Raw genomic sequence first — 26090 nt, 5'->3', positions numbered from 1 at the left:
AACTGTCCCTAGGTTTCTTCACTTCGTTCTACATCTCTAACAAATCTTGCCAGTATGGATGTAGGGCTTGCTAGCTGTACGTCATCCGGTATCTTCTGACCATTAGTGAGGTAACTGACCGGAAGTCTTTTTTCTAGCACCAAGCCTAACACTTCACCTAGATGCATGGCTTCATCTAACTTGGTTAATATACACCCATTTAAGCCTGCCTCTCGGTAAGCTTCATAGGTATCAAGTAGAACTCTTGCCTGACTAGTTGTCGGCAAAACTAAAAAGCGCCTTATACGTGCCTGTGTTGAAGCTAACAGGTTAACCTGTGTCTGCAAGTTAGGGTCACGCACATTTAATCCTGCTGTATCAATCAATACAAGGCTTTTGCCACGCAAAGATTTAAGGGTCATATCGAGCGAATTATTTTCATCCACTACCCTTACAGTAACACCTAGTATACGACCTACAGTACGTAATTGCTCATAAGCTGCAATTCGATAACAATCCGTTGTAACCAGTGCTAAACCATCTGCACCATGCTTTAACACATAGCGTGCAGCAAGCTTACTTATGGTGGTTGTTTTGCCTACACCCGTTGGCCCCAATAAAGCAACTACTCCGCCTTTATCAATAAATTCTTCGTCTAGCGTTTGAACTTCACCCTTTAAACGATCTAACACCTGTTGCCAGGCTGTTTTATTGTCGCTATCAGGGTTAATTTTAACTAATTTTAGCAAGCGTTTAATATAAGAGTCACTAAAACCTGCCATTAATAATCGATTACGCACCAAAGCTTCTGCTGGATTCCTGTAAGAATCCTGTTCGCGCATTTGCTCTTTGAGCAAGTCACGCAAACTTTGAATTTCTGACTGCATGGCTTGTATTGCTTGGTCACTACCAGAACTACTAGCCCGTGCAGGTGGCGAGAAATCTTCGTAGCTAGAAAAATTATCAGCCATGCCATCGTTATAGCCGTCTGACAAAGCACCTAGCTGACGTACACGCGCCTTACGCTGAAAAGCGTTTTCACCACCTGTATCAAAACTTGCGCCAGACAAAATACGTTGACGCGCCTCATCTAATTCTCGCTGCAAGGCTTCACCTTGGTCAGCATTTTTAAGTGCATCAGCTAGGTTTCGCGGGCTAGCATCACCGTCATAATCTAGCGCACAAACAATTTCTACGCCGTTATCTACTTTTTTATTAGAGAGGATAACAGCATCATCGCCTAGCTCATCACGAACTTGGCGCATTGCCTGCCGAGAATCAGCACCAAAAAAGCGTTTTACCCTCATTAATAAACCTCTTTTGCCCGCACTTTTACCACCTACTGACCTATAGTTGCCACGATAGTAATTTGTTTATTATCAGGTATTTCTTGGTAAGACAAAACGTGAACATTCTGAATACCATAGCGTACAAACCTAGCCATAACTGGCCTAACGGGTGCAGCTGTTACCAACACGGCAGGATTACCTGCCATTTCTTGTTGCTGAGCAACCTCACTTAAAGATTGCTGTAATTTTTCTGCCATCGCTGGCTCAAGTATTAACTGGTCAGTTTCGCCACCCTGCTGTGCTGCCTGCTGCACACTTTTAAGTAGCAACTGCTCTAGCTGGGGTTCTAGCGTAATTACTGCTAGGTGCTCACTTGGGCCAGTAATGGCTTGTACAATTGAGCGCGACAAGGCTACACGTACTGCTGAAGTTAGCTGCACTGGATCACGTGTTGTATGAGCCGCCTCAACCAAAGACTGCGCAATTGACCTAAAATCTCTAACTGGAACCTGTTCAGTCAACAAGTTTTGCAACACTTTCAGTAAGATAGATAGAGTAACACTCTCCGGCACTAGCTGCTCAGAAAGTTTAGGTGCCGTTTGCGCCAACATATCAAGCATCTTATGCACATCATCGTGGCCAATTAACTCATGTGCAAAATCATGCATTATCTGGTTAAGCTGAGTTGCTATAACTGTACTGGCATCAACCACAGTATAACCAAGGGTTTGAGCTTCTTCACGCTGGCTGGAATTTATCCACACTGCCTCTAAACCAAAAGCAGGATCACGTCCTTTTATACCATTAATAGGTCCATAAACTTGGCCAGGGTTAATCGCCATTTCTCTTTCTGGGTGAACCTCTGCTTCACCTACAGCCACCCCTTTAAGAATAATACGGTAACTATTAGGTGTTAAATCTAGGTTGTCACGTATGTGCACTGAGGGCATTAAAAAGCCTAGGTCTTGGGATAGCTTTTTACGTATACCTTTAATACGCCCAAGAAGTTGTCCACCCTGAGTTTTATCCACTAAAGGAATCAGTCGGTAGCCTACCTCTAACCCAAGCAGATCAACAGGAGCAACATCTTGCCAATTCAGTTCTTTTTGGTCGACCACATCAGGGTCAGGCGTCATGGGTAGCTGGTTTGCCACCTGTGCAGCCGCCGCTTCTTCAGCCAATTGTTTTTGTTGCATACGAAATATTAAGAAAGCTCCACCACCGGCTATAGCCGCCAACCCTAAAAATGCCACATGCGGCATACCCGGAATAAGCCCCATAATCACCATAAGTACGGCAGCAACTGCCAAGGCTTTAGGTGTACCAAACATCTGGGTAGAAATTTGCGTAGAAAGATTTTGAGTTGAATTAACTCGCGTTACCATTATGGCAGCAGCAACTGAAAGCATTAAGGAGGGAATTTGCGCTACTAAACCATCACCTATGGTTAACAAAACATAACGTTCTGCTGCCAGCGCAAAGGTTAGATCGTGCTGGAACATACCTATAAGCAGACCACCAACCACGTTAATAACCAGAATCATGATACCGGCAACAGCATCACCGCGAACAAACTTACTCGCACCATCCATGGAACCATAGAAGTCAGCTTCAGAAGCTATGTCTTCACGTCGCTGCTTAGCTTCTTCTTGGTCAATTAAACCCGCATTAAGGTCGGCATCTATTGCCATTTGTTTACCAGGCATAGCATCAAGAGTAAAGCGTGCACTTACTTCAGAAATACGCCCCGCACCCTTGGTAATAACCACAAAGTTAATAATCATTAAGATCATAAACACTATGGCGCCCACTATGTAGTTACCACCAATTAAAACTGCCCCAAAGGCCTCAATAACCTTACCAGCAGCATCGCCACCTTCATGACCATTAAGTAAAACAATACGCGTAGAGGCAACGTTAAGTGCCAAACGTAACAGGGTTGCAACCAGCAAAATAGTGGGGAAGACAGCAAAATCAAGGGGCCGCATAGCATAAACGGCAACCAGCAATATCACGATTGCAAAAGCAATATTGAAGGTAAAAAACACGTCCAATAAAAAAACCGGCATCGGCAGAGTCATCATGCCAAGCAAGCTTAAAAGCAAAATAGGAATACCTACTTGGCTTTGGACTAGAGTACGTAAGTGGTTTTGAAACTGAGTTCGATCCATGCATCACCTGGTTAGCACACAAATGTCAGGCACCCTGATACTGCCGCCGCAGAAGTATGCCAAGATCTGTCCATGAAATAAACTCATGGAATATATCCATAATTAGTAGTTTTGTAAGTTAGCCCTCACCCGGGTCTAAATCGGGTGGTACTTCTACCTGGGTTACTTTACTGGGCTTCTTCGCTTTACCTGCTTTATGTTGTTTCATTTGGAAAACGTAAGCTAATACCTGAGCAACTGCCATATAGAGCGCTTGGGGTATTTCTTCGCCTATCTCAGTTGAGTAATAAATTGCCCGAGTCAAGGGTGGCAACTGTAACACCGGGATCTGATAATGATCAGCTATTTCTCTAATTTTTGCAGCTAAATGATCGCTACCCTTAGCTAATACGCTGGGAGCAGCATTACCCGACTCATCATACTTCAACGCCACAGCATAGTGAGTTGGGTTAGTAATAATAACATCTGCATCAGGAACATCTGACATCATACGCCTTTGTGCCATTTCCATTTGCATACGGCGAATACGACTTTTAACCTCTGGCTTACCTTCAGTGTTTTTAAACTCGTCTTTTACTTCCTGAAGGGTCATTTTTAGTTTTTCATTGTGTTGATGTAGCTGCCAAGGCACATCAATTAACACCACAACAATTAATGAGGCACTGATAGCCAAAAAAGACCAAATAATTAAGTAGCTACCTTTAGCTATAGCAGACTTTAGCGGCATAGCACCCAAGGCTGCAAACTCACCTCTTAAGCCCCAAATAATAACAAAAGATACCCCAGCCACTAAGGCTACTTTGGCAACAGACTTAACAAACTCAACTAGGGAGTTTTTAGAAAAAATACGCTTAATACCAGAAATTGGATTTAATTTATTAAATTTAGGTATCAATGCTTTACCAGTAAAGTTCCAACCACCAATGACAATTTGTGAGAAGGCACCTACTAGAAACAATACAATTAGTAGCGGTAACGCTACTCCAAGCGCACGCCAAACTGAACCACTAAAATGGGTAAACATGGCATCATGGCTAGTGACATCAAAACGAGTTAAATCAAAATTGAAAGCGAATAATTCTAAAGCCTTAGCACCCATCCACTGACCAAAAATTAGCAGCGCAAAACCACTGGCAATTAATAAGGCAGCTGTGGTTAATTCTTTTGAGCGGGCAACCTCGCCATCGCGCCGTGATTCTTCTTTACGTTTCGACGTGGGTTCTTCTGTTTTTTCTTGACCATCTTTGTTTTCAGCCATTACTTCAGCTCCAACCAGACTCTAAGCAAATCAAAAACGTCACGTGCCATACGATCATAATGAAAGAGGTATTCAGTGCTCCACATCCATAATTCAAGCAAACCTAAGATCATCATTACAGGAAAGCCAATAACAAAAATATTTAACTGGGGAGCAGCACGGGTAACAACGCCCAAAGCAATATTAACAACTAGCTTAGCAATAATAATTGGCATGGCCATTAAGAGTGCACCAGCAAACAACCAACCACCTTGAATAGCAATCATCCAAGAGCGTTCACGTGTTAACCCTTCCCAGCCAATAGGAATAATGGTAAAGCTTTCTGCCAGAGTATAGACAATAACTAGGTGCCCACCTGTGGCAAGAAAAACCAAGTTAGTTAAAATTAACGTATATTGGCTTAATACTGTTACGTTGACACCACTGGCAGGGTCAGCCATTTGCGCCATACCCATACCTATTTGCATAGCAACAATTTGCCCAAAAATAATAAAAACTTGAAATAAAAGCTGAACTAGAAAACCAAGACTAATACCAATTAAAATTTGCTGTGCAACTAACAACCAGGTTTGTGGCGATAAAGCATCTGTAACAGGTACGGGTGGCAATAAAGGCAGTAAAACTAATGTAAGAAAAAATGCTAACCCAATGCGCACTTGAGCTGGCACCATGTTAGCTCCAAAAATTGGAGCCACCATAAAAAAAGCACCTATGCGAAAAAAAGGCCATAAAAAGCTACCCACCCAGGCCGTTAATTCAGCATCGGTTAAGGCAGTCATTTAAGCACCTTAACCAATCAAATAGGGAATGTTATGTGCGAGACGTTGAAAAAACTCCATCAACATACGCAAAATAGTGGGGCCAGCAACAATAAGTGCCAGCAGGGTAGCCATAAGACGAGGTAAAAAACTGAGTGTTTGTTCATTGATTTGTGTCGCTGCCTGAAATACAGCAACAATTAAGCCCATAAGCAAACCAGGAACAACACCAATTAAAACGATAACTATAACTAGAAAAAGCGCTTCCCTTAAAAGATCTACCGCAACCTCAGGTGTCATTTTAAGCCTCCAGTTACTAATAGTTTAGCAGCTAGGTTAATAACCATAACTTGCTGCCAGAGTACCCATAACCAAAGTCCAACCATCAACTAAAACAAATAACATAATTTTAAATGGCAAAGAAATAATAATAGGTGAAAGCATCATCATACCCATAGCCATCAAAATACTTGCTACCACCATATCTAATATTAAAAAAGGAATAAAAAGCATAAAACCTATCTGAAAAGCCGTTTTTAATTCACTGGTAACAAAAGCAGGTACAAGTACAACAAAGGGAACTTCTTCTGGTGAGTTAATAACATCATAACCACCAATACGAGCAAACATATCTAAATCAACTTCACGCGTTTGTGACAACATAAACTCTTGCAAAGGAGCCTTAGCTAACTCAACGGCTTTAAGCGGGCTAACCTCTTCTGCTATATAGGGTTGTAAAGCTTCAGCATTCACCCTTTCCCACACTGGCGTCATAATAAAGAAGGTTAGAAAAAGTGTTAGACCTAAAACAATTTGGTTAGAAGGCGTTTGCTGCAAACCCATAGCCTGACGCAAAATTGCTAAAACAATAATAATACGGGTAAAACTAGTCATCATAATGAGCATTGACGGCAAAAAGGTTAGGGCCGTCATAATGGCTAGAATTTGGATGGTGACCGAATAGGTTTGACTACCATCGTCATTTTGCATCATACGCAAGGCTTCAATGCCTGGAATTTCAGCAAACACATTTGAAGATATTAATGTAAGGCTTACTACTAGCAGTAAGCTAGCTAGCCGACTAATCCGCGTCATTACCTTTGGTCTCCTTGGGGTTAGTCGCTGCTGCTTTATTTTTTACTAACCAGTGCTGCATAAACTGGCTAAATGCTGGTTTATTAGCACTTTTTTCTGGATCAATGGGCGTTTTTAACTCATGTAGAAGTGTTATTTGCTGGCTAGTTACACCCAACAAAAGCTGTTCTTCTCCCACCTGTACTAACAAAAGTTTTTCACGATTTCCCAAAGAAGAAACAGCTAAAGTGCGTATTACACCAGCACTACCTATTGCTCCTGGTGCTAAACGCATACGCTTAGCTAACCAAGCTAAGGCAAACATTAGCGCTAAAACTAGAACAAGGCCTAGAAAAACTCGGGTTGCTAAAGCTCCAGTGCTAGCAACACTAGGCTCTGCAGCTGCTAATAATGGCTCGGTAACTAACAAGAAAAGCAGCAAACAAATACTTTTTGTTTGCTGCCCTAAATACGCAAGCTTTTTACCTAGCATGGATATCAACGTAAGCGTTTGATACGCTCCGATGGACTGACAACATCAGTCAAACGGATACCAAACTTTTCGTTAACCATAACAACTTCACCATGAGCTATTAGGGTACCGTTTACTTTAACATCCAAAGGCTCACCTGCTAGTCTATCTAACTCTATAACAGAGCCTTGATTCAGCTGAAGCAAATTGCGTATTGCTATTTCTGTACTTCCTACTTCCATAGCAATATTAACTGGGATGTCCATAATCACTTCTAGATTAGGGTTATCACCATCAAAGCCAACCGAGTCATCTTCTAAATACTCTAAGGGCGCTGACTGAATATCGTCTTCGGTTATTTCATCTTCAGCGTCTGCAGCAGCCTGCTCTTCTAAAGCAGCACCCCAATCATCGTCTTCAAGCGACTCTGTTTCTGATTCAGCCTGCTCATTCATTGCCGCAGCCCAATCATCATCACCACCAGACTCATCTAATGCTGCTGCCCAATCATCGTTATTTTCTTCTTCACTCATAACTAGTCCCTAACTGCCTTCAAATAAAATAGTGTTATATAAAATTAGCGTACCAATCTAATTTGTTCTTTCACTTTTAATGCAAGATTTTCACCCGAGCGCCCCATCTCACATTTAAATACAGGTACGCCATTTGCCAGTAGAGTAACGTGATCAGGCATATCTACAGGAATTATGTCTCCTGCTTCAAGGTGAACTAAGTCTCTAAGGGTAAGTGTTTTATCTACCACTTTTACATCAAGTGGAATTTTAGCTTCCATAATATCGGCACGCAGCGCCCTAACCCAACGCTCATCAATATCATCGACATCTGACTGCACACCTGAGTCTAACTCTTCTCGCACCGGCTCTATCATTGAATAGGGTATGGTGACATGCAAATCACCACCACCGCCATCTAATTCAATATGGAAAGTGCTAACCACCACCACTTCACTAGGGCTAACAATGTTGGCCATAGCTGGGTTAACTTCAAACCCTATGTATTCAAAGTTAAGCGGTAAAACGGTTGCCCAAGCTTCTTTTAAATCGATAAAAACCTGTTCTAAAACCTTTTGAACAATTCTAATTTCTGTAGGTGTAAACTCTCGCCCCTCAATTTTGGCATGACGTCCATCACCACCAAAAAAGTTATCTACCAGCTTAAAAACCAGCTTGGCATCCATTACAAAGAGTGAAGTACCTCTGAGGGGACGAATTTTTACAAGATTGAGACTGGTGGGAACATAAAGTGTGTGTACATACTCACCAAATTTCATTATTTGTACGCCACCCGATGCAACGTGAGCACTGCGGCGAAGTAAGTTAAATAGGCTTATACGGGTATAACGGGCAAAACGCTCGTTAATCATTTCCAAGGTAGGCATACGCCCACGTACAATCCTATCCTGACTAGTAATGTCATAACTATGAACACCACCTGGATCTGCATTGGCATCAGACGGATCAGGCAGATCATCATCATCAACACCATGCAGCAGTAGGTCTATTTCATCCTGCGAGAGTAGATCCTGTACTGCCATAACGCCCCACCTTGTCAGTCAAATAGCTTTAATACTAATTACTGCATTACAAAATCTGTAATCAGCACTTCATCAATTTTCATTTTTTCACGATCCATAACTTCCTGCACCACTTCAAAAGCACTCATTTGAAGCTGTAGTTTTCCTTCAGGTGTTTGCATCGTTTGGTAATCTTGTTTGGTGAATAACCTATTAAGGTTGTTCTTAAGCAAGGGCATATGTTTTTCTACAGCCAAAGCTATGTCAGTGCTTTCTGTTTTAATTGCTAAAGATATTTGCAGAAAGCGCTGCCTACGGTCAGAAGAAACCATAGGTGCAACAAAAGGCTCTTCAAAAGAATAGTAAAAAGAAGTGCTCTTGGTAGGCTTGTTGCTCGTGGCACTCGCAGATTGCTCTTCACCTTCAGCAGGGCCTTTATCTAAAAAATAGAGGGTTCCACCTACGGCAAGTGCACCAACTATAGCCAATCCAACGACTAAACCACCAATAAGTAGTAGTTTGTTTTTCTTTTCACCTTCAGCCATACGCCCCCATCTCCTTTCAATTACTAACTTGCTAGTAAATAATTTAACAATAGCTAGATGCTAAGCGTAATAGTCTATCAGACCTAAAGGCTGAGTTAAGACAGGTATTTGCATCTCTTCAAGTGTTTCTTCCTTGCCTGCTAAACCTGAACCAGCAAATTGGTTTGAACCGTCTTTTTCTTGCCCTTGACCTGAGAAAGACTCTTCAGATACTTGAGCATCAGCTAACATTAACCCTTCAGCCTCCATCATCTCACGCAACTTAGGCAAAGATTGCTCTAATAGTTCACGAGCATGGGCATTAGGTGCTTGAAAAATTACTGAAGCCTGTTCACCCTGCATCCGAATTTGAACCCTAACACTTCCTAAGTTGGGTGGGTCTAAACGCATTTCTGCTACTTGTAAATTTTTAGCATTCATCATGCTAATGCGGTTAGCTAAGGCTTGGGCATTAGATTCAGCTGCCGCCTGCATCATCAGGGGCATACTAGTAAACCCTGCAGCCATTCTTGCAACCGTTTGTGTTCCTGCACCAGCTGCTTGTGAGCTAACCAACCCCATACCTGCAGCCTGTAACAATTGATTTAAAGCTTCGCCACCAGCTCTTGCTACACCCTGTGAGCTTGCCTTGCCTAAATTACTAACCAATTCGTTTAACTTATCTTGTTTAGATGCGTTTTGATCACTCGTCTGCTCTTTAGTGTTGGACTTATCTTCTTTAGTTATTAAAGACGAGTTATCTTTAACTGCAGGATCTCGAGCAATTGCAGACAAGGTTTCATTGCTGCGTAAAGATGCCGCATCAGCTAATAACTTCAGCTCACCCACGGCACCAGGTTGGAATTGAATAGCTGCAACACGTTGAAAATCAATATCTGCGCCTAACAAGCCTGCTAGTAAGTCTGTAAAACCCTCTGTTACTTTAAGGTCATCTAAACTAACCTTCTGAATTTTAGCTAAAAGCGTTTGTAACTCTGGTGGTAGACTTGCTAAAAGTTGCTCTGGATCTTCTTCTAACTGCTGCTTTAAATTTTGCAATGCTTCAGGTGACAGGCTAGCAAACCAATCACGCACCTCGTCCAAAACTTGTTGCTGGTCTTCTTCTGGCAAAGCGGCAAGAAACTTCCGTGCTTCTTCACTAATCGGCAAAGATTCGCCACTTACCTCTTGGTGTTCTATTTCGCTATTTTCAGTTGGAGCAGAATGGCGATTTCTATCTAGGGCTTGAACATTTTTTTCTGCAACTTCAGCCTTATTAGGTGCTTTATTCTTAGTTGTTTGTGACTGATTTGCCAAGCCATCTGTTGGTTTAGCATTATGTAGCTGTTTTTCTAACTGACCTTTAAATTCAGATACATCCACCCTAGAGCGGGGTGCTTTAGAAGGTGCTGGCGGTGGACTGCTAGCTTTAGAACTAAGTAAAAAATCAAGTTTTGCAGAGGTATTCATTTATTCGCTTCCTAGTTTCAACCTGTTACACAGGATTAAAAAACACTATAACTAGGTTTAAGCAGGATTCATGCCAAGAGCTAAATTCTTCTTGAAGCACGTTGACTATTAAACTCATCAAAGAGTTTTTGTTCCTGCCGGTTAGCCATAACAGCTTCGTCTTGACGTGCTGCTTCCATTACACTACTGATTGCTTTAGCTCTTGCTTGGGTTTTAATCCAGTGCTCAGTAACCTGAGCTTTTTGTTCTTCAAGCAGTTTTATTTGTTCATTCTGTTGGATTTGAGCTGCTTCTAAGCGTTGAACAAACAACTGGTAGCGCATTACCGCATGAACATCCATCTTTCGGCCTGGTTCATCACCACCACGCATCAACTGTAGGTACTCTGATTCATATACCTTTAACTGACCCTGGGTTGCTTGTTCAGCTGCAATTTTACTATTTAAATAACCTAAAGCGCGTGCAGCTTCATCAACCTTGCCTTGAGCAAGTTTTAACACAGGCTGTAAACGCTTTTCACGACTCACCTAGCCACCTCACTGCTCTTGCGTTAAAAACATATTTTTAGCCAACAGCTCTAAACGCTGATTACTCGTAAGTAAATCCGTTTGTTCGTCCAGACCTTGCTGTAAAAACTGACGCATCACAGGCATTAATGCAATGGACAAGTCTATTTCTTGATCGCTACCCTGAGTATAAGCACCTACGTTAATCAGGTCTTTATTCTGCTGATACTTGGCATAAAGCTGCTTAAAACGATATACACGAGACAAGTGTTCAGCACTAACTATTTGTGGCATAGCGCGGCTAATGGAGGCCTCTATATCTATGGCTGGATAATGCCCTTCTTCTGCCAAACGTCGCGACAAAACCACATGACCATCTAGAATGGCTCGCGCAGCATCAGCAATAGGGTCTTGTTGATCATCGCCTTCGGTTAATACAGTATAAAAAGCAGTGATAGAACCTTGCCCTTTTGCTGCATTACCTGTGCGCTCCACTAGCTTAGGTAGCATAGCAAAAACAGAAGGTGGGTAACCCTTAGTTGCGGGCGGTTCTCCGACGGCTAGCGCTATTTCACGTTGCGCCTGTGCATAACGGGTTAGCGAGTCCATCAATAAAAGCACCCGCTTACCTTTGTCACGGTAATACTCTGCAATACTATGGGTGAGCTGGGCTGCACGTAAGCGCATTAATGGAGCATCATCAGCAGGAGAAGCAATGACTACTGAACGTGCCATGCCTTCTGGACCAAGAATTTTTTCAATAAACTCTTGCACCTCACGACCACGCTCACCTACCAAGCCAACAACAGTAATATCAGCTTGGGTAAAGCGAGTCATCATACCTAGCAAAACTGACTTACCTACACCACTTCCAGCAAACAAACCCATTCGCTGACCCTGACCAACCGTTAGCATTGCATTAATTGCGCCTACACCAACATCTAAAGGTGTATCTATCGGGTGACGTTCAAGGGGATTAATTGTTCTGCCATTTAAACTAGCTTCGCCGTCGACTTCTAAAGGCCCTTTACCATCTAAAGGGCGCCCATAACCATCGAGAACACGACCCAGTAAACCGAACCCAACGGGAACATTCATTGCCTTTAAATTAGGTGTAACCCTTGCACCAGGGCGCAAACCTTCTGCAGTTTTTAATGGCATTAAAAAGATGTTTTCGCCTGAAAAACCAACCACTTCGGCCTCAACAGGCGTACCTGTTGTTGATTCAATATCGCAGTAAGAACCAACCGGCAGATTGCAACCAACTGCTTCAAGTGTAAGGCCGACCATACGCACTAATCGCCCTTCTACTAAAGGTTTATCTAGTGGGATATTTTTTTGATGGCTTTTTAAACGCTCTGCCAGACTTAGGTTAACCATTTTAGTCGCTCGGCTTTTCAGCAGATGGCGCATCTAAAGGTTCATCGCCCTCAGGTTCTTGCAAGTCATCTAGCCAGGTGCTTTCAAGTACGTTTTCAAGGTAACGGTCATCATGAACAGATTCAGGTGCCCATTCTGCTTCTTCTAAAATAGCATCTGCTTCCGCAGGTTCATCTTTAACTTCAGCATCACTTGCAGCTGTGCCACTAGCTGACTCAGCTAAAAGTGCTTCGAATTCAGTTTCTGCATCGTCAGCAGCAAACTCATCCAAGAAATCATCAACTTTTTCAGAGTTACTTTCTAAGCTTTCTGGCGCAAGGTCTTCTGCTACTGTTTCTTCAGCAAATAGTTCATCTGTTGCTAGCTCGCTAGTAGCTGGATGATTGGTAGCTTCATTTTCAGTTGCTTCATCCTGCACCTGCTCAAAGGGTTCATCTATTGATTCATTAACTACTGTTTCTGTAGCTTCTTCTGCTTGAGGAGCTTCTGCTTCAGCTATAGCTTCTTCTTTAGGCGCAGGCGCCAAGGGTTGCTCATGACGTGGTGCTTTACCACGCTGTAGGCTTACTTGTGCAACTGGCTCCGGCATTGGCTGCTCAGAAACGGCTGTATCCTCTAACTCTGAGCTAGTAGCGTTTTCTAGGTTTGCTTTGTCCAGGCTTTCAGGCTGTTGAGTTTCGGTAGCAGTAGGTTCCGAGAAGGTTGTTTCAGCTAAAGGCGTTGCATCTGGGGTAGCTAATACCTGCTCGGGCAGAGGCTCAAAATTGCTTGCAGTAGACTGATAAGCGCTACCTAGCAACTTTTCTATGATTTTTTTGTAGCGATTTTCTAGCGTAGAATCAACAAGGCTTTGCAAGGTTTCAATTTTAACACCGCCCAAGGTTACTTCAGGGTCACCAACTAGGCGGTAATCTTCTAGTAAGTCTTGGCAGGCTGCTTCAGCTAAATTTAAATCTTCAGGGTTAAGAAAAATTCTTAATCTTTGATGCCCCGCCGGTAAGGCAGCAACGGCTTCTTGTATCACTTCTGACAAGAAGCCTCTTTCAATTTTTATTTCGCGACGCAAAATTGCTCGGCAGACTAAATCGACTAGGGATAAAAGTGCACCTTCGACTTCATGATCTAAGGCAGCCAAAGGCCCTTGTAGCTGTACTATCAGGCTTTGCAGCCTAGCTAATTGTTGATCAACCTCTTGTTCAGCTTGATCTAAGCCTCGCTGATACCCAGCTTGAAAACCTGCTTCTTGTCCAGTTTGCTCACCTTCTTGGTAACCTAGCGCACGACCATCTTCTTTGCCTGCAAGGCTACCTTCTGTAAAGCCTGCAGCATAACCTTCTTGCCTAGCCTGCTCTTTTAGTGCGTCTACTTCTTCTTGGCTTGGCAAAACGGGTTCTGCTGCTTCTTCAGCTTCGGATACTTCTTGTTCTTGAAGTTCGCTTAAACGTTGCGCAATACGACGCTTAACGCCGGTGAGATCGGGCATCTCCCAGTGGGTATAAGCAACATTTTCACTAACTGGAATACGCTTTTTGTTTTGCACTCAACCTACCTATTAAGTCGACAACAAGAGCAGACTTAGACCATTTCATCCCCGCCAGAGGCCAGGTTAATGGTGCCATCATCTGCAAGGCGACGCGCCACACCCAATACTTCTTTTTGGGAGCTTTCAACTTCACTAACGCGAACTGGGCCTTGTGCTTCTAAGTCATCACGTAGCAATTCTGCTGCACGCTTAGACATGTTTTTAAATATTTTCTCTTGAACCCTACCCTCGGCACCTTTAAGGGCAAGCGTTAGTGTTTCTGGTTTAACTTCACGCAACAGTATTTGTAGGTCTTTATCATCAAGGTCGGCAAGGTTATCAAATACAAACATAAGGTCTTCGATCTCTTCACCCAGCGCCTCGTCGATTTCTTTAATGGCATCCATAAGCTCACCTTCGACATTACTATCAAGGTTGTTCATTATGTTAGCCACCACCTTAACACCACCCATACTGGTTGTTTGAGTGCCACCTGAACCTGAGAATTGTTTTTCCAAAATATCGTTTAACTCTTGCAAAGCTTGTGGCTGAACTGACTCTAAGGCAGCAACACGTAGCATTACATCTAGACGCACTTTAGGGTCGAAGAAACGAATAATTTCCGCACCTTGGTCTGAGTCTAGGTAGGATAAAACTATGGCCTGAATTTGAGGGTGTTCAAAACGAATAATGTCTGCAACCGCACGTGGTTCCATCCATTTTAAAGTATCTAAACCTGTAGTGTTACCACCCAGTAGAATACGGTCGATCAAGCCGTTAGCTTTATCTTCACCCAAGGCTTCGCTAAGCATACGGCGGATATAGCTATCTGCACCCACACCCAGGCCTGTTTGCTCACCAACATTCTCAAGGAAGTCACCTAAGACTTCTTCAACATCGGCTCGGCTCACATTTTGCAACTGCGACATGGCCAAACCTATCTTTTGAACTTCTTTAGGCCCCATATGCTTAAGCACTTGCGCTGCATCTGTTTCACCCAACGACATCAAAAGAATTGCTGCTCTTTCTAAGTTAGAAAGGCTTTCCGTATAGAGTTCGTCTTCACTCATCGCTAGATACCCAATGGCGTACTACCTGAGCTACCCGTCCAGGGTTCTCAGCAATCAAGGCACGAATTGCATTCAACTGCCGCTCATAAAGATCACTTGGTGGTGCCAAGAGAGGATCATCCGAAGCACTCAGTGTTACTTGATCATCTGAAAGCCCATCATCTAAAGGTGCCAAGGAATCCAATTCCGAGTCGCTTATGTCTTTATCAGAACGGGTTGCCAAGTTACGTAATATTGGACGCAACACACCAAATATAAGAATCAAGACAAACAACCCAGCCAACACCTGCTTGGCAAGTTCCCATACCCAAGGCTGCTCCCATAGGGGTAGTTCTGGAATTTCTTCAACTGTGCCTTCAACAAAAGGTGAATTAATAACACTAACGCTATCACCCCTTGCAGCAGAGTAGCCTACAGCATTACGCACCAAAGAGGTTAAGCGCTCCAGCTCATTTTCACTCCAAGGCTGACGCTCTGCGGCTCCTGTTTCAGGGTTGCGCTGAATAAGGTCATCTATTACCACTGCTACGGTTAGGCGTGCAATTCGTCCTGAATCATTACGTGAATAACTCAGCGTTCTGTCTAGCTCAAAGTTACGAGTAGCTTGTGAACGACGATTGGTTGGGGTTTCAGTTGCATTGGCACCCGTGGCTTCTTCTGGTGCAAAACCATCTTGTGGTGGCTGGTTGGATAAAGCACCAGGAATACCCAGAGGGCCAAAATCGCCACCACGCTGCTCATTGACTGTTTGCTCACTACGTATGGCTGGCATATCAGGATTGAACTGTTCAGAACTCTGTTCAACCTTGGTAAAATCCACATCAACTGACACTGCGGTTTGGAAACGGCCTGGGCCAGCAACGGGTTCTAAAATTGATCTTATGCGTTCATTTATGCGTTGCTCAACCAAGCGGGTATGCTCTAACTGCTTGGCCATAGCTTTGTCAGCTTCGTTTTCTTCTTTTTGCGACAAAAGATTGCCGCGCTGATCCACTATGGTGACATCTTTTATGTCCATTTGTGGAATGCTAGAAGACACTAGGCGCATAATAGAATTAGCCTGAGCGGCATCCATACTTCTACCAGGTGTCAGGCTTAAAAATACTGACGCTGATGGCTTGCGCTGATCACGTAAAAAAACCGATTGGCGAGGTACTGCAAGATGAACTCGTGCTTGACGCACAGCATCTATGCTAGCAATTGTTCTGGCCAGCTCACCTTCAACACTGCGTAAATAACGAGCGTTTTCCATAAACTGGCTAGTGCCTAAACCTTGATCTCCCTCTAACAACTCATAACCAACCGTATTAGGCTGACTAATATCTGCACCAGCAACTTGCATGCGGGCACGATGAATATCGTCCTCTTTAACTAACAAAGCACCTGAGGAAGGGTCTATTCGATATTTAATTTGATTTCTTTCTAAAATTTCGACAATAGCCGAAGAGTCCACCTCATTTAAGCTGGACATTAGGGGGCGGTAACTATCTGATTGAGACCAGAGTACAACAGCAAAGCCCAAAGCTATACTGGCTGCAAAACCCACTAGCAATGCCATTTGGCGCAGGACATCTAACTGATTGAAGTTAGAAAGCATCGCTTCTGCTTTGCTACCACTCTTCAAAAAGCTACTAGTATTCTGCTTGTCACTCTTAGCCTGACCTGTAGCAACACCGCTAGCCTCTGGCTGGACAGCATCAGGCAGATTTTTAGAATCTGACTCACTGGCCACATTGGCAGGTGCATTTTCCATTAATTAACCCCAGTTAATCCATTCTGACAATCCAGACATTAGACCGGCATCCGCATAATTTCTTGGTAAGCAGTAACGAGTCGACTTCTCACCTGAGACATAGCTTCAAAAGCCACTGATGATTTTTGAGAAGCAATCATAACATTAACGATATCGACATCTGGGTCACCCATTTCATAACGGGTGCGTAAATCACCTGCTTCTTGTTGGTGATCATTTACCTTGTCAATGGCTTGCTTCAACATAGTTGCAAAGGATGGAACTTCTTTTACTTTGGCAGCAGAGTCCACTCCAGTAATTGGATTTACACCACCTTCTTGCAAACCACTAACCAAGGGCTGCAAACCTAAAGATGATGGGCTCATACTATTTTTTATCTGACCTTGTGCCGACCTTATTTGCGTCAACACACTTGAAATATCAGCGCGCTCAATCATGCCAGCCTACCTTTATATTCATGTTAAAAACATGTAACCAATCCACTCAACCAACTAAAGCTAATAAACGGATTAAAGATGGAAGTTTTTTGCTTTATTAAACCTATAATTAATCAGGGATTCAGGTTGCTTACTCTACCGAATAGCCTGCCTAATGACTACACTATATTCCCACAAATTATCAGTAAATACTGATCAGTAATGCAACCCAGAGTTAATTTACGTTAGCCTTGGTAACAATTTCTTTTTAGTTTTTTAGTCAAAACAGCCTTCTTCACGCATTTTAGCTAACTTATAACGTAAAGTTCTAGGGCTTATTCCTAAACGCTCTGCTGTTTCTTTTTTTCTGCCAGCTTCTTGCTTTAGAGCCTCAAGAATCATTTGCCGCTCCTGCTCCCACAAATCATCTTTTAACGCTTCACCAGAGAACTCAGCTTTTGGCTCAACCGCAGGTGCAGATAAGTCCGCCTCTATAACTAAACTTTGCAGGGTAATGGTATCGCCTGTAGCCAGAATTAATGCCCGCTGCACTACGTTTTCTAGCTCACGCACATTGTCTGGCCAAGAGTGCTCTTTTAATCTTTTTGCGGCATCAGGGTGCAAGTCTGGCAGTCTTTTTACACCCATACGTTGCGCATGTTTAGCAATTAAGAAGTTTGCTAAGGGTACAATATCTGCTGGCCTAGAACGCAAAGGTGGCCAAGCCAAAGGAAAAACATTTAAACGATAATAGAGGTCTTCACGAAATAATCCATCAGCAACGGTTTGTTTAAGGTTTCTGTTACTGGTAGCTAAAACGCGTACATCTAATTTCAAAACTTTACGTCCACCCAAACGCTCAACTTCTTGCTCCTGCAAAACTCGCAGAAGCTTAGCCTGTAGCTCTAAGGGCATTTCAGTAATTTCATCTAGTAAGATTGTACCACCATCGGCCTGTTCAAACTTACCTGGCGTACTAGCATTAGCGCCTGTAAAAGCACCTTTCTCATAACCAAACAAGGTTGCCTCTAAAAGGCTTTCGGGGATAGCTGCACAGTTAATAGCAATAAAAGGTTTGGCAGCTCGGTCAGATTCATTATGAATATAACGCGCCAGCACCTCTTTACCTGTACCTGACTCACCACCTATCATTACTGAAGCGTCACTTTTAGCAACTCGGCTAGCCAGCTGCAACAATTCTCGACTAGCTGGGTCATCAACTATAGGCTGATCTGAAGCCGCTTGCTTGTTGCCTGCTTGAGTCTGCAAAAGCGGCTTGATTACTTTTACTAAAACTTCGGGGTCAAAAGGTTTTACTAGGTAATCGGCAACACCTTTACGCATAGCCTCTACAGCTTGATCAATACTTCCAAAGGCTGTCATTAAAACCACGGGGATACCTTGCCAATTTTCTTGAATCGCATTCAACAGTTGGTGACCGTCCATAATTGGCATGCTGACATCTGAAACAACCAAACTTACTGGCTGTTTCTTCATTTTTAACAAGGCTTCCTGACCATTTTCTGCAGAAATATACGACCACCCTTCCAATGACAAGGTATCCTCTAGTGCTTCTCGAAGATCTGCATCGTCTTCCACAATTAAAATAGGCTGCATTACTACTCTCCAGAATCTTTCTTTTGCTCGGCATCAGTGCCAGCAGGCAAAGCTAACCAAGCCCTTACTCCCTTACCTAAACTCGTTTGTAGCCAAAATCGTCCTTTGTGCGCTTCGACTACTGCCTGCACTATAGCCAAGCCTAATCCAGTACCTTGAGATTTAGTTGTATAAAAAGGCTCTTGTGCTTTTTTTACTTTGCTCGTATCTATACCTGGCCCCTCATCTGCCACACAAACCAAGAGGTGACGCCCATCCAAGCCAGGCAAATCATCAACCACTTCTAAATGCAGGGTGATTTTTGGTGCTGGGCTAACGGCTTCTACTGCATTATTTATTAAATTAAGCACTGCACCCACCAAAGAGTCTGGACTAAGAACCAACTCACCTTCAAGCAAGCCAAGATCCCAAGCAAACTCGAGTTTATTTCTTTCTACCACTGGCTGCACAGCATCCTGCAAAGCTAATAAAAACTCCTTAACTTGCATACGGCGAGCCATGCGAGTCTCGCCTTTTGCAAAAATCAACATGTCACGAATTTGTTGATCCATGTGCTGTAAGCGGCCTTTTATTCTGGCAGCAAATTTTTTTTGTTGTTCAGGCTCTAGGTTGTCTTTTTGTAAATGTCCTGCATAAAGCAGCGCTGTAGATAAGGGTGTTCGTAATTGATGCGCTAAAGATGCAACCATGTGTCCCATAGAAGACAAACGCTCATGGCGAGCCAACTGCTCTTGCAAACGTCGAGTTTCTGTTAAATCTTGCAATAGAATTAGCTGGCCTGCACTTTCTGTCAAAGAACTAATGGAAAGACTTACTCGCCGCCCATCACGCAAAGACACCTCATGCCCGTCATCACTGCGGGGCGCAAAAGCACGCTGCACTACTGACAACCAAGACTCACCAACCAAAGGCTCACCCAAAATAGCAATCGCTGATGAGTTAGCTTGGCTTACCTGCCCATATTGATCTAGCATTACCAAACCTGCTGGCAAAACAGCCAATACATCTGCCAAAGCCTGCTCGGCCGCCTTAGCAGCTAGTGTTCCATTCTTATTCACACCCACTGCAACCTCTTTAATATAAACTTATTCCTGTCATTTTCGCACAGACTAGTAGGTTTTGGTTAGAATGGTTGTTTAATAATTTATTAGCCGGAATCTCATGTCGACACCTTTTGTTCATTTGCGCCTACATACCGAATTCTCTCTACATGATGGTCTCGTCTGCCTTAAACCGCTTGTTAAAAAAGCAGTTGAGCTTGGCTATCCAGCTTTACCACTAACCGACGAAAGCAACCTCTTTGCTTTAGTAAAATTCTACAAGCTAACCCAAAAGGCAGGAATCAAACCCATTATTGGCAGTGATTTCTGGCTAGAACCAGCAGATGAAAAGTCACCACCTGCCCGTATAACCCTACTGGCAATGAATAATACTGGCTACTTGAATTTAACAGAACTCTTGTCACGCGCCTGGCTAGAAGGCCAGCACCTAGGTAAAGCTTACCTTAAGTTTGAATGGCTAGCAGCCCAACCAGAAGGCTTACTAGCCTTATCAGGTGCAAAGGAAGGCCCAATAGGCCAACTACTTTTAGCTGGGCATTTAGAGGAAGCAGCTCAACTTACACGCCAATGGATGCAGGTTTTGCCTAACGCCTTCTATCTAGAAGTACAGCGCACTGCACGGCTTGGTGATGAAGAATGCCTTCATGCCAGTGTACAACTAGCACAGCAACTTAATTGCCCGCTAGTCGCAACCAATGATGTCCGTTTTATGGAGCGTAAAGACTACTGGGCACATGAAACTCGCGTTTGTATAGGTGAAAGCCGCACCCTTGACGACCCAAGACGCAAAACAACCTACTCAGAAGAACAATACCTTAAAAGCCCTGAAGAAATGCAGGCGCTTTTCAGTGATTTACCTTCTGCTTTAGCCAATAGCGTTGAAATTGCTAAACGCTGCAATGTTGAAGTACGCCTAGGTGAGTATTTTTTACCCAAGCTACCCATAGAACCGGGCATGACAGAAGACGAATTCTTCCGTAAAAAATCCCATGACGGTTTAACCGAGCGACTTAAAACCCTTCATCAGCCTAGGCCCGACAACTTTGCGGCAATAGAAAAAGAATATAGAGACAGGCTCGATTTTGAACTAAACACCATTATTCAAATGGGTTTTCCCAGCTACTTTTTAATTGTTGCAGACTTTATCGGCTGGGCAATAGCAAACCAAGTACCCGTAGGCCCAGGCCGAGGCTCGGGTGCGGGTTCTTTGGTTGCCTACGCGCTCAATATTACCGACTTAGACCCTTTACAGTACAGCCTACTTTTTGAGCGATTTCTTAACCCAGAAAGGGTTTCCATGCCCGACTTTGATATCGACTTCTGTATGGAAGGTCGAGAAAGGGTTATTGACTATGTAACAGAAACCTATGGTCGAGAAGCTGTTTCGCAAATTGTCACCTTCGGTACCATGGCAGCCAAAGGTGTAGTACGTGATGTTGCTCGTGCTCAAGGTAAATCCTACGCTGTTGGCGATAGGCTCTCTAAAGCCATACCTTTTGAAGTTGGTATGACGCTCGTAAAAGCTGCAGAAGAAGTTGAAGAACTTAAAGCACTAGAAACCGCCTACCAAGCCAAGCTTAGTGGCGAGCTTAGTGAGCAAATGCTAGAAAACCTAGATCAAGAAGGTTATGAAGTTTGGGCCATGGCGCGTGAACTAGAAGGTATAGCACGCAATACAGGTAAGCACGCAGGGGGAGTGGTTATAGCACCTAGCAAACTAACCGATTTTGCCCCAGTAATGACAGATGAAGAAGGTGAAGGTCGGGTTGTTCAATTCGATAAAAACGATATTGAAGAAGCCGGGTTAGTTAAGTTTGACTTTTTAGGCCTACGCACCCTAACCATCATAGATCGCGCACTCAAAGATATTAATAAGAACTACTCACCCGATGATGAACGCTTCTTAAAAATTACCGAAATACCACTAAACGATAAAAAAACCTTCGATCTGCTAAAAAAAGCCGAAACTACCGCTGTTTTCCAGTTGGAATCACGCGGCATGAAAGAGCTAATCAAAAAGCTTAAGCCCGACAGCCTAGAAGATATGATTGCTTTGGTTGCCCTCTTTCGACCCGGCCCACTGCAATCAGGCATGGTTGATGATTTTATTCAACGTAAGCATGGTTTATCACCTATATCTTACCCTCACCCAGACTATAACCACGAGTCACTAAAACCCGTACTCGAACCCACCTACGGCATTATTCTTTACCAAGAACAGGTGATGCAGATAGCTCAGGTAATGGCTGGCTTCACCCTAGGTGGTGCCGACATGCTAAGGCGAGCCATGGGTAAGAAAAACCCTGAAGAAATGGCAAAAATGCGCCAGCTCTTTATGCAAGGTAGTGAAAAAAATGGCATAGATGCAACCGAAGCAGGACAAATATTTGACCTAGTAGAAAAGTTTGCTGGTTATGGTTTCAACAAATCTCACTCAGCTGCCTATGGCTTGGTTTCTTACCAAACTGCTTGGTTAAAAACCCATCACCCTGCCTCATTTATGGCAGCGGTTATGTCTACAGAAATGAACAACACTGAAAAAGTTGTCATGTTGGTAGAAGAAAGCCGTGCCATGAAACTAACCATTACCCCTCCCGATGTAAACCTTGGTAGCTGGTACTTCACTGTTAATACTGCAGGTGAAATTGTTTATGGCCTAGGAGCCATTAAAGGGGTAGGTGAAAGCCCCGTTGAAGCCATCATTGAAGCCCGCAGCCAAGACGGTCCTTTCAGCGACCTATTTGATTTTTGTAACCGTGTCGATATGAAACGTCTAAATAAGCGCTGTATTGATGCGCTTATTCGTAGTGGTGCTTTAGATAAGCTAGCACCTAGCCGCAACCTACTTTTAGCCGCCTTAGAAGATGCACTTAAAGCAGCAGACCAAGCTAATCGCAATATTAGCTTAGGAATGGACGACCTATTCGGTGGCCTCAGCAATAATGATACAAGCAACAACAATGACCCCTATGCTCCCTACCTAGGCACACCCGCCTGGACAGACAAGCAGCGCCTAGCAGGTGAAAAAGAAACCCTAGGACTTTACTTAACCGGCCACCCTATTGATGAGTACGAGCTAGAACTCAAGCGCTTTGTTAGTAAAAAAATTGCCAGTCTCCAACCTTCGCGAGATCAACAACGCATTGCTGGTTTAGTCATGGCTTTTCGCACCATGAAAAGTAAACGCGGCGACACCTTGGCATTTATGACTTTAGACGACCGTACAGGGCGTATTGAAGTTTCGGTTATGGGCGAAGACTATGAGCGCTTTAAGCCACAATTAACTAAAGACGCTCTACTTATTCTAGAAGGGGAGGTACGTGAAGATAGCTTTACCGGCGGCCTTGCCATGCGCTGCAAAGACATTACACCCATAGCCGAAGCACGGAGTAAGTTTGCTAGAGCCTTAGAGATAAGTTTTAATGAAAACTCTTTTAATGAAGAAAAGCTAACACAACTAACCCAGTGCTTAATAAAGCATCAGCAAGATTCAGGCTTAGCGCTAGAGATCAACTATACTTGCAAACTAGGCAAGGTCAGCCTCCTAGCAAGCAAGCAATGGCAACTGATGCCTAGTGATCAACTGCTAGAGGAGCTAAACCAGCTACTTGGCAAAGAAAGTGTAAGGTTAATCTATCTAAATGAAGGGGAAGTATGAAAAAGCTTATAAAAAATAAATGGAAAGCACTGCTTAAATTTTGAGTCTAAGCCAACTTTCGTCTATAGTTGCCGCAAATTTAAAATTACGATGCATTTTTTCTTGTTAATAGCTGCTGAATAAATTCTAGGCAAAACATCATGAACTTGAACTATTTAGATTTTGAACAGCCCATTGCTGATCTTGAAACAAAGATTGAAGAATTACGTCTAGTTGGCAACAACTCAGACCTCAACATCACTGATGAAATTTCGCGTTTGCAAGAAAAAAGCCACAAGCTAACGGAACAAGTTTTTTCTAACCTAACAGCATGGCAAGTATCTCAGCTATCGCGTCACCCGATGCGCCCCTACACCCTAGATTACCTTAATCTACTCTTTGATGATTTTGATGAACTGCATGGTGACCGGCATTTTGGTGATGATGCCGCTATAGTTGGGGGTATGGCACGCTTAGATGGCCGCCCAGTTATGGTTATTGGTCATCAAAAAGGCCGAGATGTAAAACAAAAAGTAAAACGTAATTTTGGTATGCCACGTCCTGAAGGCTACCGCAAAGCACTGCGTCTAATGGAAATGGCAGAACGCTTTAAAATGCCCATTCTCACTTTTATAGATACCCCGGGGGCTTATCCAGGTATTGATGCTGAAGAACGTGGGCAATCAGAAGCCATAGCTTTCAACCTGGCCGCTATGTCACGCCTTAAAACACCCATCATTTCAACCATTATTGGCGAAGGTGGTTCAGGTGGCGCTTTAGCTATTGGTGTATGTGATGAACTGATGATGCTGCAATACTCAACCTATTCTGTTATTTCGCCTGAAGGCTGCGCCTCTATTTTATGGAAGAGTGCTAGCAAAGCAGCCGATGCCGCACAAGCCATGGGGCTTACAGCGAATCGCTTAAAAGAACTAGGGCTAGTAGACACACTAATACCCGAACCCTTAGGTGGCGCACACCGCAACCCCGAAGAAATGGTTGTTAGCTTAAAAGCTGCCCTTAACCAAGCTTTAGATAAATTAGATAAAAACACAGAAGACGAGCTACTAGAAAGACGCTACCAACGCCTAATGAGCTATTCTTCTTTGCAAGATATTTCTTAACCTAAAACTTTTTTGGTTAACGACTAAAAAGAGGCGATCTATTCGCCTCTTTTTTTGCCTAGGCTATTTCATTTTATGCACCCACTCGTAAAAAAAATTCAACTCGCACTACCCGCCAACACTAGCAAAGTTTGTATTGCTTTAAGTGGTGGACTAGATTCACGCGTGCTTTTTGAGTTGGCAAGGCAACTTGCAGAACACCAGCCTAATATTCAATTAAGAGCCCTTCATATTCATCACCAACTTTCTAAATTTGCTGATGACTGGGCGGCTTTTTCCCAAGTAATTTGCAACACAGCCCAAGTACCTTTAAGTATTCATCAAGTTAATACCAACAACTTTGCCACTGCCAGCCTGGAAGACCGTGCAAGGCGTGCAAGGTATCAAGTGTTTGAACAAGAGCTGCAAACCGATGAAGTGCTTTTACAAGGCCACCACCAAGACGACCAGGTAGAAACGCTACTGCTGCGCCTATTACGTGGTGCTGGCACACTGGGGCTAGCCAGCATTCCCTTACAAAGACCACTGGGTAAAGGGCTTATTTTACGCCCCTTATTAAACACACCCAGAGCTGAACTGCTTAAGTTTGCCCAAGCCGCAGATTTAAAATGGGTGGAAGATGACAGTAATTTTGAAGTCGATTTTGACCGCAACTTTTTACGTTTAGAAGTTTTACCGTTATTACAAAAACGCTTTGCCAATACCAACCCAAACCTAGCTCGCGTTACCCAACTAGCCGCCGAAAGCCAGCAACTTAACCAAGACTTAGCACAATTAGATTTAGCCAACTGCCAACTAACAGAACACAGCCTTAACTTAGAAAGCTTTTTAAAGCTGGCCGACTATCGCCAAGTTAATTTATTACGTTATTGGTTAAAAACAAGAAACCTAACCCTGCCCGGGCATAAAATCTGGCAAGAATTAACCAAGCTGTATAGCGCCGCGGAAGACACTCAGCCCATTATTTGCTGGGATAAAGGCACTGAACAAGTTGAAGCAAGGCGTTTCCAAAACCAGCTATTTATAGCACCTAGCCAGTATTTCCAGCCTTTAGCTAAGGATTGGCACGCCAATTGGGATGGTAAAACACCATTGAATACACCCGTTGGAAGAATCAACTTTCAGCTGGTTAGTCAGCAAGAAGATAACCCCAAGCCTAATTTTAGATTGCAAGCTCGCCAAGGTGGCGAAACCCTGCGCCAAGCCAAGCGTGGGCAGCGTGATGTAAAGCGTTTATTGCAAGAGTTACACCTCCCCCCTTGGCAACGCAACCAACTGATTTTTATCTGGCAGAATAAAACCCTTGTTGCTGTCGACAAATACCTAGTGGCTGAAGACTGGCAGATCGTTAATTGAGTCGATTCCTGCTTTGGATTTTTTAGCCCTTCTGGTAGACTAGCTTCCCATCTAAGGCTTTTCCTCCCTGTTTTTTTGTTCTAACTCCAAAAGGTTAGAACCTGATCTATTTTCGGACG

Annotated in this window: 22 protein-coding genes; 3 read left to right on the top strand and 19 right to left on the bottom strand. The window is 43.5% G+C overall.

Going from position 1 to position 26090, the window contains the following annotated elements:
• Positions 1–8: 8 nt before the first annotated feature.
• From flhF to H571_RS13985, 19 genes are all read right to left on the bottom strand, one after another.
• Positions 9–1286: a flagellar biosynthesis GTPase FlhF gene (gene flhF / locus H571_RS13995; protein ID WP_036217318.1), complete on the bottom strand. Its 1278-nt coding sequence runs from the start codon at positions 1284–1286 to the stop codon at positions 9–11.
• A gap of 32 nt (positions 1287–1318) precedes the next feature.
• Positions 1319–3439 (bottom strand): flagellar biosynthesis protein FlhA, encoded by a 2121-nt coding sequence (gene flhA, locus H571_RS0102915; protein WP_027848000.1) that lies wholly within the window; start codon positions 3437–3439, stop codon positions 1319–1321.
• Positions 3440–3557: 118 nt separating this feature from the next.
• Positions 3558–4697 (bottom strand): flagellar biosynthesis protein FlhB, encoded by a 1140-nt coding sequence (gene flhB, locus H571_RS0102910; RefSeq protein ID WP_027847999.1) that lies wholly within the window; start codon positions 4695–4697, stop codon positions 3558–3560.
• Positions 4697–5476 (bottom strand): flagellar biosynthetic protein FliR, encoded by a 780-nt coding sequence (gene fliR, locus H571_RS0102905; RefSeq protein ID WP_027847998.1) that lies wholly within the window; start codon positions 5474–5476, stop codon positions 4697–4699. The genes flhB and fliR overlap by 1 nt, the downstream gene beginning before the upstream one ends.
• Before the next feature lie 9 nt (positions 5477–5485).
• On the bottom strand, positions 5486–5755 hold the full coding sequence (locus H571_RS0102900; protein ID WP_027847997.1) for a flagellar biosynthetic protein FliQ: 270 nt from the start codon (positions 5753–5755) through the stop codon (positions 5486–5488).
• Between the two features lie 36 nt (positions 5756–5791).
• Positions 5792–6550 carry a flagellar type III secretion system pore protein FliP gene (gene fliP, locus H571_RS0102895; RefSeq protein WP_027847996.1) on the bottom strand — a complete coding sequence of 253 codons (759 nt, stop codon included), beginning with the start codon at positions 6548–6550 and terminating at the stop codon, positions 5792–5794.
• Positions 6537–7022: a flagellar biosynthetic protein FliO gene (gene fliO / locus H571_RS13990; protein WP_051168104.1), complete on the bottom strand. Its 486-nt coding sequence runs from the start codon at positions 7020–7022 to the stop codon at positions 6537–6539. Before fliO ends, fliP begins: the two co-directional genes overlap by 14 nt.
• Positions 7023–7027: 5 nt before the next feature.
• Complete coding sequence (gene fliN, locus H571_RS0102885) at positions 7028–7534, bottom strand: flagellar motor switch protein FliN (RefSeq protein WP_027847995.1); 507 nt, start codon at positions 7532–7534, stop codon at positions 7028–7030.
• 44 nt (positions 7535–7578) lie between these two features.
• Entirely contained in the window at positions 7579–8556 is a 978-nt protein-coding gene (gene fliM, locus H571_RS0102880; RefSeq protein ID WP_027847994.1) for a flagellar motor switch protein FliM, read from the bottom strand.
• 38 nt (positions 8557–8594) lie between these two features.
• Positions 8595–9080, bottom strand: coding sequence for a flagellar basal body-associated FliL family protein (locus H571_RS0102875; protein ID WP_027847993.1), 486 nt, complete (start codon positions 9078–9080; stop codon positions 8595–8597).
• A 60-nt stretch (positions 9081–9140) separates the two neighbouring features.
• Positions 9141–10529 carry a flagellar hook-length control protein FliK gene (locus tag H571_RS0102870; RefSeq protein ID WP_027847992.1) on the bottom strand — a complete coding sequence of 463 codons (1389 nt, stop codon included), beginning with the start codon at positions 10527–10529 and terminating at the stop codon, positions 9141–9143.
• Positions 10530–10609: 80 nt separating this feature from the next.
• Positions 10610–11056 carry a flagellar export protein FliJ gene (locus H571_RS0102865; protein ID WP_027847991.1) on the bottom strand — a complete coding sequence of 149 codons (447 nt, stop codon included), beginning with the start codon at positions 11054–11056 and terminating at the stop codon, positions 10610–10612.
• Positions 11057–11065: 9 nt separating this feature from the next.
• Positions 11066–12415, bottom strand: a complete 1350-nt coding sequence (fliI, locus tag H571_RS0102860) for a flagellar protein export ATPase FliI (protein WP_036217315.1) — start codon at positions 12413–12415, stop codon at positions 11066–11068.
• Between the two features lies 1 nt (position 12416).
• Positions 12417–13955, bottom strand: a complete 1539-nt coding sequence (locus H571_RS0102855; protein ID WP_027847989.1) for a flagellar assembly protein FliH — start codon at positions 13953–13955, stop codon at positions 12417–12419.
• Positions 13956–13990: 35 nt separating this feature from the next.
• Complete coding sequence (gene fliG, locus H571_RS0102850) at positions 13991–15007, bottom strand: flagellar motor switch protein FliG (protein WP_027847988.1); 1017 nt, start codon at positions 15005–15007, stop codon at positions 13991–13993.
• The gene (gene fliF, locus H571_RS0102845) at positions 15000–16760 is read right to left on the bottom strand and encodes a flagellar basal-body MS-ring/collar protein FliF (protein WP_084482634.1); all 1761 of its coding nucleotides are present in this window, start codon (positions 16758–16760) and stop codon (positions 15000–15002) included. The genes fliG and fliF overlap by 8 nt, the downstream gene beginning before the upstream one ends.
• A 38-nt stretch (positions 16761–16798) precedes the next feature.
• Positions 16799–17197 carry a flagellar hook-basal body complex protein FliE gene (gene fliE / locus H571_RS0102840; protein WP_027847986.1) on the bottom strand — a complete coding sequence of 133 codons (399 nt, stop codon included), beginning with the start codon at positions 17195–17197 and terminating at the stop codon, positions 16799–16801.
• A 255-nt stretch (positions 17198–17452) separates the two neighbouring features.
• Positions 17453–18793, bottom strand: coding sequence for a sigma-54-dependent transcriptional regulator (locus H571_RS0102835; protein ID WP_027847985.1), 1341 nt, complete (start codon positions 18791–18793; stop codon positions 17453–17455).
• 2 nt (positions 18794–18795) lie between these two features.
• Positions 18796–19851, bottom strand: coding sequence for a sensor histidine kinase (locus tag H571_RS13985; protein ID WP_156887831.1), 1056 nt, complete (start codon positions 19849–19851; stop codon positions 18796–18798).
• 103 nt (positions 19852–19954) lie between these two features.
• Here H571_RS13985 and dnaE point away from each other — a divergent pair, with 103 nt between their 5' ends.
• From dnaE to tilS, 3 genes are all read left to right on the top strand, one after another.
• Positions 19955–23512, top strand: coding sequence for a DNA polymerase III subunit alpha (gene dnaE / locus H571_RS0102825; RefSeq protein WP_027847984.1), 3558 nt, complete (start codon positions 19955–19957; stop codon positions 23510–23512).
• Between the two features lie 140 nt (positions 23513–23652).
• On the top strand, positions 23653–24615 hold the full coding sequence (gene accA / locus H571_RS0102820; protein ID WP_027847983.1) for an acetyl-CoA carboxylase carboxyl transferase subunit alpha: 963 nt from the start codon (positions 23653–23655) through the stop codon (positions 24613–24615).
• 75 nt (positions 24616–24690) lie between these two features.
• Complete coding sequence (gene tilS, locus H571_RS13980) at positions 24691–25971, top strand: tRNA lysidine(34) synthetase TilS (RefSeq protein ID WP_051168102.1); 1281 nt, start codon at positions 24691–24693, stop codon at positions 25969–25971.
• Positions 25972–26090 lie beyond the last annotated feature (119 nt).

Origin of the sequence: Marinospirillum minutulum DSM 6287 (assembly GCF_000422325.1) — a bacterium.
GTDB classification, from domain to species: domain Bacteria; phylum Pseudomonadota; class Gammaproteobacteria; order Pseudomonadales; family Halomonadaceae; genus Marinospirillum; species Marinospirillum minutulum.
Note: the sequence above shows the minus strand (reverse complement) of the source record. Positions and strands in the feature narration are given on the sequence as shown.

What these genes read in the sequence shown, in the direction of transcription:
- tilS (WP_051168102.1), top strand. Translation starts at nt 24,691, where the DNA reads ATGCACCCACTCGTAAAAAAAATTCAACTCGCACTACCCGCCAACACT.
- fliR (WP_027847998.1), bottom strand. Translation starts at nt 5,476, where the DNA reads ATGACTGCCTTAACCGATGCTGAATTAACGGCCTGGGTGGGTAGCTTT.
- flhA (WP_027848000.1), bottom strand. Translation starts at nt 3,439, where the DNA reads ATGGATCGAACTCAGTTTCAAAACCACTTACGTACTCTAGTCCAAAGC.
- fliE (WP_027847986.1), bottom strand. Translation starts at nt 17,197, where the DNA reads ATGATTGAGCGCGCTGATATTTCAAGTGTGTTGACGCAAATAAGGTCG.
- H571_RS0102875 (WP_027847993.1), bottom strand. Translation starts at nt 9,080, where the DNA reads ATGGCTGAAGGTGAAAAGAAAAACAAACTACTACTTATTGGTGGTTTA.
- accA (WP_027847983.1), top strand. Translation starts at nt 23,653, where the DNA reads ATGAACTTGAACTATTTAGATTTTGAACAGCCCATTGCTGATCTTGAA.
- fliF (WP_084482634.1), bottom strand. Translation starts at nt 16,760, where the DNA reads ATGGAAAATGCACCTGCCAATGTGGCCAGTGAGTCAGATTCTAAAAAT.
- dnaE (WP_027847984.1), top strand. Translation starts at nt 19,955, where the DNA reads ATGTCGACACCTTTTGTTCATTTGCGCCTACATACCGAATTCTCTCTA.
- H571_RS0102870 (WP_027847992.1), bottom strand. Translation starts at nt 10,529, where the DNA reads ATGAATACCTCTGCAAAACTTGATTTTTTACTTAGTTCTAAAGCTAGC.
- fliM (WP_027847994.1), bottom strand. Translation starts at nt 8,556, where the DNA reads ATGGCAGTACAGGATCTACTCTCGCAGGATGAAATAGACCTACTGCTG.
- H571_RS0102900 (WP_027847997.1), bottom strand. Translation starts at nt 5,755, where the DNA reads ATGACACCTGAGGTTGCGGTAGATCTTTTAAGGGAAGCGCTTTTTCTA.
- fliO (WP_051168104.1), bottom strand. Translation starts at nt 7,022, where the DNA reads ATGCTAGGTAAAAAGCTTGCGTATTTAGGGCAGCAAACAAAAAGTATT.
- fliI (WP_036217315.1), bottom strand. Translation starts at nt 12,415, where the DNA reads ATGGTTAACCTAAGTCTGGCAGAGCGTTTAAAAAGCCATCAAAAAAAT.
- fliN (WP_027847995.1), bottom strand. Translation starts at nt 7,534, where the DNA reads ATGAGTGAAGAAGAAAATAACGATGATTGGGCAGCAGCATTAGATGAG.
- fliG (WP_027847988.1), bottom strand. Translation starts at nt 15,007, where the DNA reads ATGAGTGAAGACGAACTCTATACGGAAAGCCTTTCTAACTTAGAAAGA.
- flhF (WP_036217318.1), bottom strand. Translation starts at nt 1,286, where the DNA reads ATGAGGGTAAAACGCTTTTTTGGTGCTGATTCTCGGCAGGCAATGCGC.
- H571_RS0102835 (WP_027847985.1), bottom strand. Translation starts at nt 18,793, where the DNA reads ATGCAGCCTATTTTAATTGTGGAAGACGATGCAGATCTTCGAGAAGCA.
- fliP (WP_027847996.1), bottom strand. Translation starts at nt 6,550, where the DNA reads ATGACGCGGATTAGTCGGCTAGCTAGCTTACTGCTAGTAGTAAGCCTT.
- flhB (WP_027847999.1), bottom strand. Translation starts at nt 4,697, where the DNA reads ATGGCTGAAAACAAAGATGGTCAAGAAAAAACAGAAGAACCCACGTCG.